Source organism: Synergistales bacterium, from assembly GCA_021736445.1.
Classification (GTDB): domain Bacteria; phylum Synergistota; class Synergistia; order Synergistales; family Aminiphilaceae; genus JAIPGA01.
In genome coordinates, this window is sequence record JAIPGA010000003.1 from 34,874 (window position 1) to 49,560 (window position 14,687).

Genomic DNA, 14,687 nt, shown 5'->3' on the forward strand with positions numbered 1-14,687 from the left:
AAGCATATTGGAGACAAGGCAATCGCTCGACAGGCCATGTATTCCTCCATCATTCCAGGAAATCCCTGAGTTTCCGGCTTCTGCTGGGATGGCGCAGCTTCCGCAGCGCCTTGGCCTCGATCTGCCGGATCCGTTCGCGGGTCACACCAAAGCGCCGACCCACCTCTTCGAGGGTGTAGGGATGACCGTCCTCCAGCCCGAAGCGCAATCGCAGAACCTCGCGTTCCCGGTCGGTGAGGTCGCCGAGCATGCCCTCCAGCTGCTCCCGAAGCAGCTGACTGGAGGCGGCGTCCTCGGGGCTGGGGAGATCCTTGTCTTCCAGAAAGTCGCCCAGCTGGCTGTCTTCCTCCTCGCCGATGGGCGTCTCCAGCGATACGGGGTCCTGGGCGATCCGCTGGATATCCTCCACCTTCTCGGCGGGGATATCCATCTCCCTGGCGATCTCATCGGCGGCGGGCTCCCTGCCGAGACGCTGCACCAGCTGGCGCGAGACCCGGATCAGCTTGTTGATGGTCTCCACCATGTGCACGGGAATCCGGATGGTCCGCGCCTGGTCGGCGATGGCCCGGGTGATGGCCTGCCGGATCCACCAGGTGGCATAGGTGCTGAACTTGTATCCCTTGCGGTAGTCGAACTTCTCCACCGCCCGGATGAGTCCCAGGTTCCCCTCCTGGATGAGATCGAGGAAGAGCATCCCCCGGCCGATGTACTTCTTGGCGATACTGACCACCAGACGGAGGTTGGCCTCCACCAGGGCGCGCTTCCCCTCGGGGTCACCCGCCTCGACAAGCTTGGCCAGCCGCACCTCCTCCTCGGGAACCAGCAGCGAGATCTTGCCGATTTCCCGGAGATACATCCGCACCGGATCGGAGAGGGGGAGGTCTTCCAGTGTGCCCAGATCCTCCTCGGAGAGGGGGACAAGATCGCTCCTGGCCGCGTTCTCCTTCTCCTGGGCGGCCTCCTCGCGGACGTCGATCCCCAGTTCCATGATCTCCGAATAGAGGTTGTCCAGGTTCTCGGCATTCAGGTACTCCGGCGGAAGCATCTTCTCGATGTCCTCATAGGAGATGCAGCCCTTTTTCTGCCCCTCCTGCAGGAGCTTCCGAACACAACGGTAATAGGTCTTGATCTCCTTGTTCACAGTCTCCTGATCGGGTTTCGTCTTTGCGGCCGCCTTCCCGCCGTTCTGCAGCTGCTCGTCCTGCATGCTCCGCATGCCTCCCGTTCTCACCTTGGTATCACAGGTTACCTGCCCCATGCTATCTGTGTCGATGCCCTCCTTTGAGCTCCCTGCCCAGTTCCTTGAGCAGGGAGAGATCCTCCGGTGTCGCACTGCCCCGCCGGAATCGCTCCTGCACTTCCAGATACCGCTTCTGCTGCTTCTTCCGCTGCAGGCTCTCCAGCACGACGCGCAGCGTATTGCCGCTCTCCTCGAAGCGATCGCACATGGCCGCACCCAGAGCCAGGGCGCGCAGAGGCCGTCTGTCGCCGGTGATCAGCCACCGGCTCTCCAGCTCTTCCGGCGACTCGCCCTGCAGCAGCGCCGCAGCGATATGTGCCAGCAGTTCGTTTTCCAGCAGCGGCAACACCTGCGCCGTCGGGGGAATCTCCCCGCTCCCCCGGCCGTTCCAGAGCAGATAGACCAGGGCGGATTCCAGGGAATCGGGGGTCTCCTGCTGTTCTGCCTCTATCTGCATTCCCTCTGCACTACTAGATACGTCCCCGGAAGGCCGATTCCCTGCCCGAGGTTTGCGGCCCTTTCGATATTCCTCCACCGTCTGCTGCACCTGGTGGGCGAACAACCCCAGTCCCGAGGCGACCTCGGGCAGGTAGGGCGCCGTGTCGATGTCAGGCAGCTCGGCCATCTTCTCGAGGATCTCCCTGGCCGCCGCCGGACGCCGCGCCTGATCCTGCAGAGCGGGACTCCGGAGTTTGAGATGATAGTTCAAAAGGGGAAGCGCCGATCGCTGTGCTTCTTGGAAGGTCTCCTTCCCGCCTTCCTCCCTGAGCAGATCGTCGGGATCGCTGCCTTCGGGAAGCGACACAACCCGCACATCCAGGCCGCGGGACTGCAGCAGATACATCCCCCGGAGCGTCGCCTCCTCCCCGGCAGCGTCGGCATCGTAGCAGATCAGGCACTGCGAAGCGAAACGGGTCAGGATGTCCGCCTGTCCCTCCGTGAGGGAGGTGCCCAGGGTAGCTACGGCATTGGTGAACCCGTGCATGTGCAGTCGGATGGCGTCCGTGTAGCCCTCCACCAGGATCGCCCGCCCGGCTTCACGCATGCCCTGTTTCGCCTTGTGGATCAGATAGAGAGAGCGGCGTTTCCGGAAGAGCTCGTTTTCCGGACTGTTGATGTATTTCGCCCCGTCGCCGCCCACGAGCCGTCCGCCGAAGGCCACCACGCGTCCCGATACATCGTGGATGGGAAAGATGATCCGACCCCGGAAGCGATCGTAGAGGCCGTTTCTGCCCTCCAGCACCAGTCCCGACTCGAGGGCCGCCCTGGTGGGCACCCCCTGTCGGTCCAGAAAGCGGCAGAGTCCGTCCCAGCTTTCACCGGCCCATCCGAGCTCAAAGCTCCTGGCGGTGGTGGCGTCGATCCCCCGGCGCTCCAGATAGCGCCTCGCCGGAAGGCCGGTCTTGCCGGTGAGATTCTCCGAGAAAAAACGGTTCGCCAGCGTCAGCAGCTGATAGGCGTCGGTCTTCCCCCCTTTTCCGCCCTCCCGCCGGAAGGTGACGCCGGCCCGCGGTGCGAGCAGCTCCATGGCCTCCACAAAAGAGAGCCCCTCCATCTCCATGACGAAGGAGATCAGGTCCCCGCCGGCGCCGCACCCGAAACAGTGGTAGGACCCACGCTCCGGGGAGACGTAGAAGGAAGGGGTCTTCTCGCTGTGGAAGGGACAGAGCCCGCGGTAGTTGCTGCCTACCTTGCGGAGTGCCACATAGTCGCCGATCACGTCGACGATATCCAGCCGTTCTTTCACGCTTCGCACAGCATCGTCCTGCATCCCATACCTCCTCCAGAGAGGAAGGAAGAAGGGGGCGCAAAGGGCCCCCTTCCAGCGCTTCCTATGGTGTTCCACACTCCCGTGCGCCTCCGGGGCCCCGCAGAACCGCCGGGACACACGTCGGGAAGAGGGTCCGTACCGTACGGATCCCCCGCGACATCCGCTACATCAGCAGCGGTGCGATCACCAGAGCCACCACGGACATGAGCTTGATGAGGATATTGAGGCTCGGCCCGGCGGTGTCCTTGAAGGGATCCCCTACCGTATCGCCGGTCACCGCAGCGGCGTGGGAGTCGGAGCCCTTGCCGCCGTGGTTCCCCTCTTCGATGTACTTCTTGGCGTTGTCCCAGGCGCCGCCTGCGTTGGCCATGTAGATGGCCAGCATCACGCCGGTGATGATGGCGCCGGCCAGGAGGCCGCCCAGCGCCTCGGCGCCGAGAAAGACGCCGATCACCACGGGAACCACCACCGCCAGCATGCCGGGCACAACCATCTCCTTCAGCGAGGCCTTGGTGGAGATATCCACACAGCGCTCGTACTCGGGACGGCCGGTCCCTTCCATGATGCCGGGGACCTCCTTGAACTGCCGGCGGACCTCCTCGATCATGGAACGGGAGGCCCGTTCCACAGCCTGGATGGTCAGGGCGCTGAAGAGGAAGGGCAGCATGCCGCCGATAAAGAGCCCCACCATGACTGTGGGACGCATCAGGTCGATGGCTTGCAGCTCCACCGCCGTTCCGTAGGCGGAGAAGAGAGCCAGTGCGGTCAGAGCTGCCGAGCCGATGGCCAGGCCCTTCCCCATGGCCGCCGTGGTGTTGCCCACGGCGTCGAGCTTGTCGGTGATCTGCCGGACACCCTCGGGCAGGTCGGCCATCTCGGCGATGCCGCCGGCATTGTCGGCGATCGGTCCGTAGGCGTCCACACTGAGGGACATGCCGGTGATGGAGAGCATCCCCACCGCGGCGCAGGCGATGCCGTAGAGACCGCCGAAGTTGACGCCCACCAGAATGGCGCCGCAGATCAGGAGCACCGGGATGGCGGTGGAGCGCATGCCGACACCGACACCGGCGAGGATGTTGGTGGCGTGCCCGGTGACCGACGAGGCGGCGATATCCTTGACGCTCTTGAAGGCCGAGGAGGTGTAGACCTCGGTGACATAGCCGATCAGGACACCGATCAGGACACCGGAGACAACGGCCAGAAAGAGCGTGCTGTCGCCGTCGAAGACGCTCCGGGTCAGGAAGAAGGTGCCCGCGATCATCAGCAGGCCGGTGCTGATCTGGCCATTCCGGAGGGCCACCTGCGGATCGCCGCCCTCCTTCACCCTGACGAAGAAGCTGCCGATAACGGCCGACACGATCCCCAGCGCCGCCAGAAGCAGCGGGTAGATGATCCCGGCGTCGCCGAAGCTGACCACGCCGATGGCCATGGCGGCGATGATGGAGTTCACATAGGATTCGAAGAGGTCGGCGCCCATACCGGCGATGTCGCCCACATTGTCGCCCACGTTGTCGGCGATGACCGCCGGATTCCGGGGGTCGTCCTCGGGGATACCGGCTTCCACCTTCCCCACCAGGTCGGCGCCCACATCGGCGGCCTTGGTATAGATACCGCCGCCGACCCTGGCGAAGAGGGCGATGGAACTGGCCCCGAAGCCGAACCCGGTGATGACGCCGGGATCACCGAAGATCATGTAGGAGATCACGACACCAAGCACACCGAGCCCCACCACGGACATGCCCATGACCAGTCCGCCGGTGAAGGCGATCCGCAGTGCGGGGTTGACACCTTCGATGGCAGCGAAGGCTGTCTTGCCGTTGGCCCCGGTGGCCACACGCATTCCCACCAGACCGGCCGTAGCGCTGCAGAGCGCGCCGAAAACAAAACAGATCGCCGTGGGGGTACTGATCTTCCACCAGAGAAGCAGCGCAACGACAACGACAAAGGGAAAAAGCCAGCGGTACTCCGTGGAAAGAAAGGTCATCGCGCCCTTCTGGATAATCCTCGAAAGCTCGTTGACCCGTTCGTTGGAAACGGAGAAACTCCGCACCCTGCCGAGCGCGACAAGGGCGAAGACCAACGCAAGAAGCCCCGAACCTCCTACCAACATTACGATTTGTGTGCTCATCTGCACAACTCCCTCCTTTTTTTGTTTCCACACAAGATCAGACGGCACCTGCCGGCACCGCCTGAAAAGTGCCTTACATTATAGACACTGGCCGCACTGACGACAACCCATACCAGCCGAAACCGCGGGTGATACGCCGCTCGCGGGGGAGGCTATTCTTCCCGTTCACCCCGTCTCCGGGGCGGCGCAGCCAGGACAATGCCGCCGGTTTCCGGATCGGAGACCCCCTTGAGGGCGCGGATCATTCCGGCCACGCCGCCGCGGATGAACTCGCCCACAAAGGCCTTGACGGGAACCCTGCGCCCCCCGACATAGACCTCCAGAGGGCCGGTGCCGCCCTCCTGCAGGATTCCGTCGACCCGTTCGAAGAGCCGCTGCGCTCCATCCTTCCCGTAGAGGGCCGGCTCCCTCCGATGGTCGTCCTCGGGGGCCTCGCGGTCATGGACGGCGAAGACCCCGGTGACCCCCTCGGGAATGGAGGAAGGCGGTCCCAGCCAGATCCGCGGGAACGGGAGCTGTTTTCCCCCTTCCAGTACCACCAGATCGAAACCGGGGAAACAGCGGGCGGTGATCTCGTGGATGTCTTCGGTTCCGGGGAGCTCCATCCGCGCGCCGTCCTCACCCCACCACACGGAGGGGACACTCCCTGCGAAGCCGCCCATATCGGTCCCCTGGGGGCTGCAGACCTCGTGCCGACTGTGTTTGATATAGCCCACCTGCCAGTTCCGCTCCGTCAGATACTGCACCAGGGAACGGCAGAAGGTGGTCTTTCCCGATGCTTTGAAACCGCTTACCGCAAGCACATAGGGCATTGCGCGACCTCCCTGTTTCTCCGCGGCGCCGGCAGAGGCGTCACGCCGGTTCCAGCTCCATCTGGCCGAGCTGCTGCTGCACGCGCACCACACGGGTCCTGATCGGGTCGCCGAGACGATAGGTCTTGCCGCTTCTGCTCCCGATCATCGCCTGCTGGGGCTCCACATAGCGATAGAAATCCCCTTCCAGAAACCGTACCGGCAGAAAGCCTTCGGCGGTGTTGGAGAGCTCCACAAAGAGCCCCTGGGAGACCACACCGGAGATATTGCCCTGGAAGACCTCGCCGGTGCGGGTGGCCATGTATTCCAGGATCTTCATCCGTTTCGAGGCACGCTCCAGCTCGTCCACCGTCTCCTCGCGGGCGGTGGCGTGTTCGGCGACGGCCTTGAACTCGGCATAGCGATCCATGAGCCGTGCGGGCGGCGTTCCGTGGACCACAAGCGCCTTGACCACCCTGTGGACCACCAGGTCGGCGTAGCGCCTGATGGGAGAGGTGAAGTGGAGATACCGCTCCAGAGCCAGGCCGAAATGCCCGCTTGGTGCGGGCTTGTACTGGGCGCGGGGCAGCGACCGGAGCAGCAGCGTCTGGATGAGGCGCCGCCGCCTGGTCTTCTTCGCCTTCTCCGTGATCGCCCGCATGGCGCTGTGGTCGGGGCGGATACGGCCTTTCCAGATCCCGAGGATCTCCAGCAGGTGCCGCAGCCGGTCGAGCTTCTCCTCGCTGGGCGTATCGTGGACACGGAAGACCGCAGGCACCTTGCGCTCCTCCAGAAAACGGGCCACCAGCTCGTTGGCCAGCACCATGTACTGCTCCACGATCCGGTAGGTCCAGTACCGCTCCTTGACCCGGACCGAAAGCGGGGTCCCCGCGGCATCCAGCCGCACCTCCGCCTCGGGCATATCGAAGCCCAGCATCCCTGCTTTGGTGCGCTTCCGCTCCAGGAGCGCGGCGACCTCGCTGAGCGCCCTCAGGGTGCCGAGCAGCTGCTTCCCGCCGGCACGCTCCGCTCCCCTGTCCAGGATATGCTGGGCCTCGGCGTAGCTCAGCCGCTCATCCACCTCCACGAGCGCCGGGGTGATGCGGTACCGCTCCACCTCACCCTCTCTGTCGAGCTCCACCATAACGGAGAGGCTCTCCCTGGACTCCCCGCTGCGGAGACTGCAGCGGTCGGAGGAGAGCTGGGGGGGAAGCATGGGCACCACCCGGTCCACCAGGTAGAGCGAGAAGGCCCGCCGTCGGGCCTCGCGGTCCAGGGCGCTCCCTTCGCGCACATAGGCCGAGACATCGGCGATATGCACCCACACACGCCACCCTCCTCCCTCGCGGGGCTCGATGGAGAGGGCGTCGTCGAAGTCCTTGGCCTCCTCGGGGTCAATGGTGACGGTAAAAAGGGACTGCAGATCCTCGCGTTCCTCCTGCCCTCTCTCTGCAACCGCAAGGGCTTCGTCGGCCTCCCGCCAGGCGGCCTCGGGAAACTCCGCCTGCACATCGTACTGCTCCATCAGGGCGGCGACACCCGTGCCCGGCTCCTCCTCGCCGCCGAGATGCCGCGTAATCCGCACCGAAGGCTCTCCGGCGCCGGGATAGCGGAGGATCTCGGCCACCACCACCGAACCGTCTTCCACCGCAGCTCCGCCATCTTCAAGGAGAAATTCCTCTTCGATGCGGGGATCCCTGGGGAACAAGCGGGGCTTCCCCTTTCGGCCCTGCCGCCGTACGGTCCCGACAATCTTGGACATCCCGCGGTGGAGCACACGGACCACGCTTCCGGAGGGGCGCTCCTCTTCGCCGTTGCTCCGCACCAGCACATGGTCGCCGTGCATGGCGCTCCCCTTGTCATCGGGGGGAATGAAGATGTCTTCCATATCATCCTCGTCGGGAGCGACAAAGGCAAACTGCCGGGGATGCACACTGATGATACCCGGGAGCATGCCGACGGCCCGGGCCCAGAAGATCCGTCCCTGGCTGTCCCGGTACACCCGGCCTTCCTGTTCCAGAGTTCGGAGAAGCTCCTTGAGCTTCCCCCGATCCCGGCCGCTTGCGTTCATCGCTTTGGCAAGTCTGGAAAGCCGTATCCCTTTCCTGGAGGAGCTCCGTTGCAGCGCATCGATCACCTGCTGTCGTTCCACCGATATTCCTTCCTCACTGATTTTGTCAAACAGTCACATCCATTCTTTCTCCTGTTGCTACTCCCATTCGATTGTAGCAGGGGGCTTGCCGGTTACATCGACAACCACCCTGTTGATCTCGGGGATCTCGTTACAGATCCTCCGGGCCACCCCGTCGAGCAGGTCGGCGGGGAGACGCGTCCAGTCGGCGGTCATGCCGTCCTGGGCTTCCACGGCGCGCAGCGCCGCCACCTCCGCATAGGTACGGATATCGCCCATCACACCGACGGTGCGTACCGGCAGCAGCACCACGAAGGCCTGCCAGATCTCGTTGTAGAGACCTGCCTTCCGGATTGCGTCGATAAAAACGGCGTCGGCCCGGCGGAGGGTCTCCAGCCGTTCCGGAGAGAGCTCGCCGAGGCAGCGCACCGCAAGACCCGGGCCGGGGAAGGGATGCCGCTCCAGGATACCCCCCGGCACACCGAGGAGCCTCCCGATACGCCGGACCTCGTCCTTGAAAAGGTCCCGCAGGGGCTCCAGCACCTGGAGATCCATGTCCTCCGGCAGACCACCCACATTGTGGTGGGTCTTGATGGTCGCCGCCCCCTTGCCGCGCTTGCCGCTCTCGATGATATCGGGATAGAGTGTCCCCTGCAGCAGCCAGTCCGCACCGCCGTCGCGCTCCGCCGCCTCCTCGAAGACCCTGATGAAGACCTCGCCGATGATGCGTCGTTTCCGCTCGGGGTCACTGACCCCCTTCAGCGCCGTGAGGAATCGCTCCGAGGCGTCGACATGGCGCACCCTCAGGTCAAGAGCCTCGAAGGCCTGCATCACCTCCCGGGCCTCGTTCAGACGGAGGAGGCCGTTGTCGACGAAGATGCACTCCAGCCGGTCGCCGACGGCGTGGTGGGTCAGCGTGGCCGCCACGGTGGAGTCCACACCCCCCGACAGACCGCAGACGATCTTCTCGCCCCGGGTCTGTTTCCGGATCTCCGCTATCTTCTCCTCGCTCCAGGCGCCGAGATCCCAGCTGGGTTCGCAGCCGCAGATACCGTAGAGGAAATTCCGGAGGATCTCCTGTCCGTACTGGGTATGGACCACCTCCGGATGAAACTGGATGGCGATCAGGTGGCCCTCCGGGGTGGCGAAGCCCGCCGGAACACCACCGGCGCTCTCGGCAAGCGAGACGGTCCCCTCCGGAAGTGTCGCGACCCGATCCCAGTGGCTCATCCAGACGGTAAGCTCCCGGGGGATCTCCGTAAACAGCGGATGGTCGGCGGTGATCCGGATGTCCGTTCTCCCGTATTCGGCGCTCTCTCCCTTGGTCACCTCACCGCCCATCACGTGGGCCATGGTCTGCATGCCGTAGCAGATGCCCAGAACGGGAAAGGTTTGCCGCAACAGCTCCGGTGCGATGGCCGGCGCCCCTTCCTCGGGAGCGCTGGCGGGCCCGCCGGAAAGCACCACGCCGGAGGGGTCTCTGGCGATGATCTCTTCGCAGGGCGTGTCCCAGGGGAGGATCTCGCTGTAGACCTTGGCGTCCCGGATTCGACGGGCGATAAGCTGGGTGTATTGCGAACCGAAATCGATGACGATGATTGTATCGCTTCCTTGCATTGGACCAGGCGCATCCTTCGGCGCCCTTCACCTCCAGAGATACTACATATGCCCCGTTACAGGCATCATACCAGAAGTCCCGCCTGAAGGAACGTGCAAAAAAGAGAGGGCCCCCGCGAGGGGGACCCTGCTCCGCTGATCTCTATGGTACGGGTCGGAGGCCGGACTAGAATCCGCCCATGCCTCCCATGCCGCCCATTCCACCCATGCCGCCCATATCGGGGGCACCGCCGCCTTCGCCCTTCTCTTCGGGCTTGTCGGCGATGAGGCTCTCGGTCGTCACGACCATGGCCGCGATGGAACCGGCGTTCTGGATGGCGCTGCGGGTCACCTTGGCGGGATCGATGATGCCTGCCTGGATGAGATCCTCGTAGCCGCCGGTGACGGCGTTGAGACCGTGGTTTTTCTCCAGGCCGCGGACCTTTTCCACGACCACATCTCCCTGCATGCCGGCGTTGGCGGCGATGAGATGCAGCGGGGAGGAAAGGGACTTCAGGACAGCCGTGGCGCCGGTCTTCTCGTCGCCTTCCAGCTTCTCGATGTATTTCTCGAGAGCGCTGATGCTGTTGACCAGGGAGACACCGCCGCCTGCGACGATCCCCTCTTCGACAGCAGCGCGGGTGGCGTTGAGGGCGTCCTCGATGCGGTGCTTGAGCTCCTTCTGCTCCGTCTCGGTGGCCGCGCCGACCTGGATCATGGCGACACCGCCGACGAGCTTGGCCAGACGCTCCTGCAGCTTCTCCTTGTCGTAGTCGGAGGTGGAATCCTCAAGCTCCTTGCGGATCTGGGCGGCCCGCTTGCGGATCTCCTCGGGCTTGCCGCCGCCTTCGACGATGGTGGTCTCCTCTTTGGTGACGCGGACCTTCTTGGCCTCACCGAGCATGGACATGTCGGCGTTCTCCAGCTTGACACCCAGTTCCTCGCTGACGACCTGGCCGCCGGTGACGGTGGCGATGTCGTGGAGCATGGACTTGCGGCGTTCGCCGAAACCGGGAGCCTTGACAGCGGCGACCTGCATGGTGCCGCGGAGCTTGTTGACCACCAGGGTGGCCAGCGCTTCGCCCTCGATATCCTCGGCGATGATGAGGAGCGGCTTGCCGGACTGGGCCACCTTCTCAAGGAGGGGGAGCATGTCCTTCACGTTGCTGATCTTGCTGTCGTGGATCAGGATCTGGGCCTTGTCGAAGGAGGTCTCCATCCGCTCGGGATCGGTGACCATGTAGGGGCTCACGTAGCCCTTGTCGAACTGCAGGCCTTCCACCATCTCCAGCGTGGTGCCGACGGTCTGGCTGTCCTCGACAGTGATGACGCCTTCCTCGCCCACCTTCTCCATGGCTTCGGCGATGAGCTCGCCGATGGCCTTGTCGTTGGCGGAGATCGCGGCGACCTGGGCGATCTTGTTGCGGTCTTTCACCTCGATGGAAAGACCCTTGATCTCATCGACAACCACGTCGACGGCCTTCTCGATGCCGTTGCGCATCAGAATGCCGTTGGCGCCGGCTGCCACATTCTTGAGCCCTTCGCGGATCATGGCCCGGGCGAGAACGGTGGCGGTGGTGGTGCCGTCACCGGCCACGTCGTTGGTCTTGCTGGCGACCTCCTTGATCAGCTGGGCGCCCATGTTCTCGAAGGCATCCTCCAGCTCGATCTCCTTGGCGATGGTCACGCCGTCGTTGGTGATCGTGGGGGAACCGAACTTCTTCTCCAGCACCACATTGCGGCCCTTGGGACCAAGGGTGGCGCCTACTGTATTCGCTACGTGGTCTATGCCGTCTTCCAGGGCCCTGCGGGCGTTTTCACCGTACTTGATAATCTTTGCCATTCTCTGTTGCACCTCCTGTAATGATAACGTAGTTCTCGGTCAGGTCTGCTATGCCGCCGACAGATCGGTTATTCGGCGATGGCGAGCACGTCGCGCTCGCTGAGGATGAGGTAGTCGTCGCCCTCAACGTTGACCTCCGTGCCGCCGTACTTGCTGAAGATCACCTTGTCGCCCTTCTTCACTTCCAGGGGAAGCTTCTGTCCGTTGTCGAGAACCTTGCCGGTGCCGACAGCGACAACCTCACCTTCCTGGGGCCGCTCTTTGGCGGTGTCGGGCAGGTAGATGCCGCCCTTCGTCTTCTCGTCCTGAGTCAGTACCTTGATCACGATCCGGTCTCCAAGGGGCTTGAGATTCACGTGCAATCCCTCCTTATTGATTTATCGCTATTAGCACTCAACGAAGATGAGTGCTAACTTCGCCAGGGCAAATACTACGTCCTCACCGCCTCAAGCTCAACGTCGCTCAAGGCGGTTCAGGGCGAAATATTATCCAAAATTGCCTCTGGGCTTCCTTTAAGGCGTCATTGCTCCCTATTTGTTCGAAAGGGCTTAGAGCAACGGCAGAGGGAGCGAGGGGTCCGGCGCAAGGGAGAGGTCGGAACGCACCCCCCGCCGCCAGGCGCTGTACCCTGCGGCGGCGATCATGGTGGCGTTGTCGGTGCAGAGCCCCCGGGGCGGCAGATAGGTCTCCAGGTCATCGAGCAGAGCCATCCGCCTCCGCAGCTCGGAGTTGGCGGCCACACCGCCGGAGACGGCGACCCGGGAAACACCGGTCCGGCGGGCAGCCAGACGGATCTTGGCCAGCAGTGCAGAGACCGCAGCGTGCTGGAAGGCAGCGCAGATATCCGCCCCCGGGAGGTCGGCGCCGGCCTGTCGGCACGCCCGCACCACCCAGAGCACCGCCGTTTTCAGGCCGCTGAAGCTGAAGGCGATCTCGTCGCTATTCTTCATGGGAACGGGGAAGGCAAAGGAACCGGGGTCTCCGCTCCCGGCGAGACGGTCCACCTCGGGGCCTCCCGGATAGTCGAGATCCAGGAGTTTGGCCACCTTGTCGTAGGCCTCCCCCACGGCGTCGTCCCGGGTGCGGCCCAGGACCCGGTAGTCCCCCAGAGCACGGACGAGGACAAGCTCCGTATGGCCGCCGGAAGCGATCAGGCTGAGGAAGGGAGGAGTCAGCTCGGGGAAGGCGGTGACGTTGGCGAAGATATGCCCCTCCAGGTGGTTGACCCCGATCAGCGGCAGCTCCCATGCCTGGGCGAGGCCCTTGGCGCACATCACCCCCGTCAGGAGCGACCCCATGAGCCCCGGTCCGGCGGTGACGGCGATGAGGTCCAGCTCCCGGGCCGGATTGTTGACGCCCGCCTCGGCGAAGACCTCCTGCAGCAACGGCAGCAGCACCTCCTGATGCCGCCGCGACGCCCGCTCCGGGACCACCCCGCCGAAGGGGGCATGGTCCGCATTCTGGCCGGCGATCCTCGAGGCCAGCTCCTCCCGCTGCCCCCTGAGGACGCAGACCCCCGTATCGTCACAGCTTGTTTCAATGCCCAGGGTCATCCCTTCGGTCACTGACTACGCCTCCTCTCATACATCCTTACCCTTCTGTTTGCGCCGCAAGGCCCCGCGTATCCAGCTCCACTCGTCACAACCGATCCGGAGCGTCAGCAGGGTATAGCAGGCAGCACCCACCAGAATCGTGACACCCATCCAGCCCGCCCGGAGCAGTGCGCCCGCAGCCTCAGGATAGGGAATCCAGCCTGTCCACAGCACAACACTCCCGGCCATGGCCCCCGCTGCGGCGAGGATCTTTGCGTTCCATGCCGATTCGAAAACGGGAATGCCCCGCCCCAGAGCATGCCTGAGGATCAGGTATCCACAGAACGCCGAAGCGGTGAAACCAGAGGCGATGCCCAGAGCGATCCCCCTGTAGCCCAGGAACTGCATCAGCGTGAGGCTCGCCGTCAGGTTCACCACCACGCCCGATCCCGTCACCACCATGGCGCCGCGGGGCAGACCCAGGGCGTAGAGCGCCCGCATCAGCACGGTGGTGCAGGCCATGCCCGGCAGACCCAGGGCGAACATGGCCAGGGCGCCGCTGGTCCGCTCCAGCGCCCAGAGATCGAAGGCCCCGCGGAAAAAGAGCAGATGCACCAGCTCCCGGGAGACCAGCACCATCCCCGCCATCACCGGCACCACGATAAAGAGGGCGAAGCGGAGGGCGTCGCGCATGAAGTCGACAAAGGCATCCCCTTCGTCCGCAGAGAGACGGGAGAGCAGCGGCAGCACCGCCTGGGAGATGGCGACCACAAAGAGCCCCAGCGGCAGCTGCAGCACCCGGTCGGCGTAGTTCATGGCGCTGATGGTCCCCCCTTCGAGGAAGGAGGCCAGCATCCGGCTGATCACCGGATTGACCTGATTCAGGGAGAGCCCTGCGGCATAGGGCAGAAAGAGCGCCAGCATCCGCCGCAGCTCCGGGTCGTCCCGCCTCGGCTTCGCGGGGATCAGGGGCATGGCCAGGTGGGCCGCCCAGAACCACTGGAGCAGCCACTGGATCAAGCCGCCGAGCAGCACCGCCGCCACCAGGCTCCACACGCCTATCCGTTCCGCCAGGAGCACCGCCACGGTGATGAAGGCGATATTGCTGCATGCCGGCGCCACCGCCGAGACAAAGAAGCGTTCCATGCTGTTCAGCACCCCCATGGCCAGCGCCGCCAGGGAGACAAAGAGCAGAAAGGGGAAGACCATCCGGGTCATGCGGGCCGCCAGCGCCAGTCCCTCGCCGCTGAATCCCGGCGCCAGGATACGTGCCAGCCAGGGCGCACAGAGGATGCCCCCGACCACCGTCAGGGTTCCGGCGACGAGGAGCACCGTCATGGCCTGCCGGGCCAGCGAAAGCGCCCGCCGCTTCCCGGCGCTCTCGAGCGTCCGGGAAAAGACGGGGACAAAGGAAGCGGAGAGGGCGCCTTCGGCGAGGAGCTGCCGGGAGAGATTGGCCAGCGTATAGGCCACGTAGAAGGCGTCAAGCTGCCTGGTGGCGCCGAAGAAGGCCGCTACCAGGATCTCCCGGGCCAGACCGAGAAAACGGCTCGCCAGGGTTCCCAGCATCATCGTCAGTGCGTGTCGGACCATCCGGATATTGCGGGAACTCACCGTTTCGGCTACCCTCCTTGCGTGCGGTACAGTATGGGATA

Annotated in this window: 10 protein-coding genes; all 10 read right to left on the bottom strand. The window is 64.4% G+C overall.

Annotation, left to right across the window (positions count from 1 at the left end; genetic code table 11):
• Window positions 1–49 precede the first annotated feature (49 nt).
• The 10 genes from rpoD to murJ all read right to left on the bottom strand — a co-directional run bounded on the left by rpoD (window position 50) and on the right by murJ (window position 14,625).
• Window positions 50–1,207: an RNA polymerase sigma factor RpoD gene (gene rpoD, locus K9L28_01150; GenBank protein ID MCF7934940.1), complete on the bottom strand. Its 1,158-nt coding sequence runs from the start codon at window positions 1,205–1,207 to the stop codon at window positions 50–52.
• Window positions 1,208–1,259: 52 nt separating this feature from the next.
• Window positions 1,260–3,011: a DNA primase gene (gene dnaG, locus K9L28_01155; GenBank protein ID MCF7934941.1), complete on the bottom strand. Its 1,752-nt coding sequence runs from the start codon at window positions 3,009–3,011 to the stop codon at window positions 1,260–1,262.
• A gap of 163 nt (window positions 3,012–3,174) precedes the next feature.
• Window positions 3,175–5,139 (bottom strand): sodium-translocating pyrophosphatase, encoded by a 1,965-nt coding sequence (locus tag K9L28_01160; GenBank protein ID MCF7934942.1) that lies wholly within the window; start codon window positions 5,137–5,139, stop codon window positions 3,175–3,177.
• Between the two features lie 152 nt (window positions 5,140–5,291).
• Window positions 5,292–5,951 carry a molybdopterin-guanine dinucleotide biosynthesis protein MobB gene (locus K9L28_01165; protein ID MCF7934943.1) on the bottom strand — a complete coding sequence of 220 codons (660 nt, stop codon included), beginning with the start codon at window positions 5,949–5,951 and terminating at the stop codon, window positions 5,292–5,294.
• A gap of 40 nt (window positions 5,952–5,991) precedes the next feature.
• The gene (gene rnr, locus K9L28_01170) at window positions 5,992–8,082 is read right to left on the bottom strand and encodes a ribonuclease R (GenBank protein ID MCF7934944.1); all 2,091 of its coding nucleotides are present in this window, start codon (window positions 8,080–8,082) and stop codon (window positions 5,992–5,994) included.
• Between the two features lie 57 nt (window positions 8,083–8,139).
• A complete protein-coding gene (gene guaA / locus K9L28_01175) occupies window positions 8,140–9,678 on the bottom strand; it encodes a glutamine-hydrolyzing GMP synthase (protein ID MCF7934945.1) in 1,539 nt (512 codons plus the stop codon).
• 166 nt (window positions 9,679–9,844) lie between these two features.
• Entirely contained in the window at window positions 9,845–11,500 is a 1,656-nt protein-coding gene (gene groL / locus K9L28_01180; protein ID MCF7934946.1) for a chaperonin GroEL, read from the bottom strand.
• Window positions 11,501–11,568: 68 nt separating this feature from the next.
• Window positions 11,569–11,856 carry a co-chaperone GroES gene (gene groES, locus K9L28_01185; protein ID MCF7934947.1) on the bottom strand — a complete coding sequence of 96 codons (288 nt, stop codon included), beginning with the start codon at window positions 11,854–11,856 and terminating at the stop codon, window positions 11,569–11,571.
• A 192-nt stretch (window positions 11,857–12,048) separates the two neighbouring features.
• The gene (gene tsaD / locus K9L28_01190) at window positions 12,049–13,053 is read right to left on the bottom strand and encodes a tRNA (adenosine(37)-N6)-threonylcarbamoyltransferase complex transferase subunit TsaD (GenBank protein ID MCF7934948.1); all 1,005 of its coding nucleotides are present in this window, start codon (window positions 13,051–13,053) and stop codon (window positions 12,049–12,051) included.
• A 27-nt stretch (window positions 13,054–13,080) separates the two neighbouring features.
• Window positions 13,081–14,625: a murein biosynthesis integral membrane protein MurJ gene (murJ, locus tag K9L28_01195; protein ID MCF7934949.1), complete on the bottom strand. Its 1,545-nt coding sequence runs from the start codon at window positions 14,623–14,625 to the stop codon at window positions 13,081–13,083.
• Window positions 14,626–14,687 lie beyond the last annotated feature (62 nt).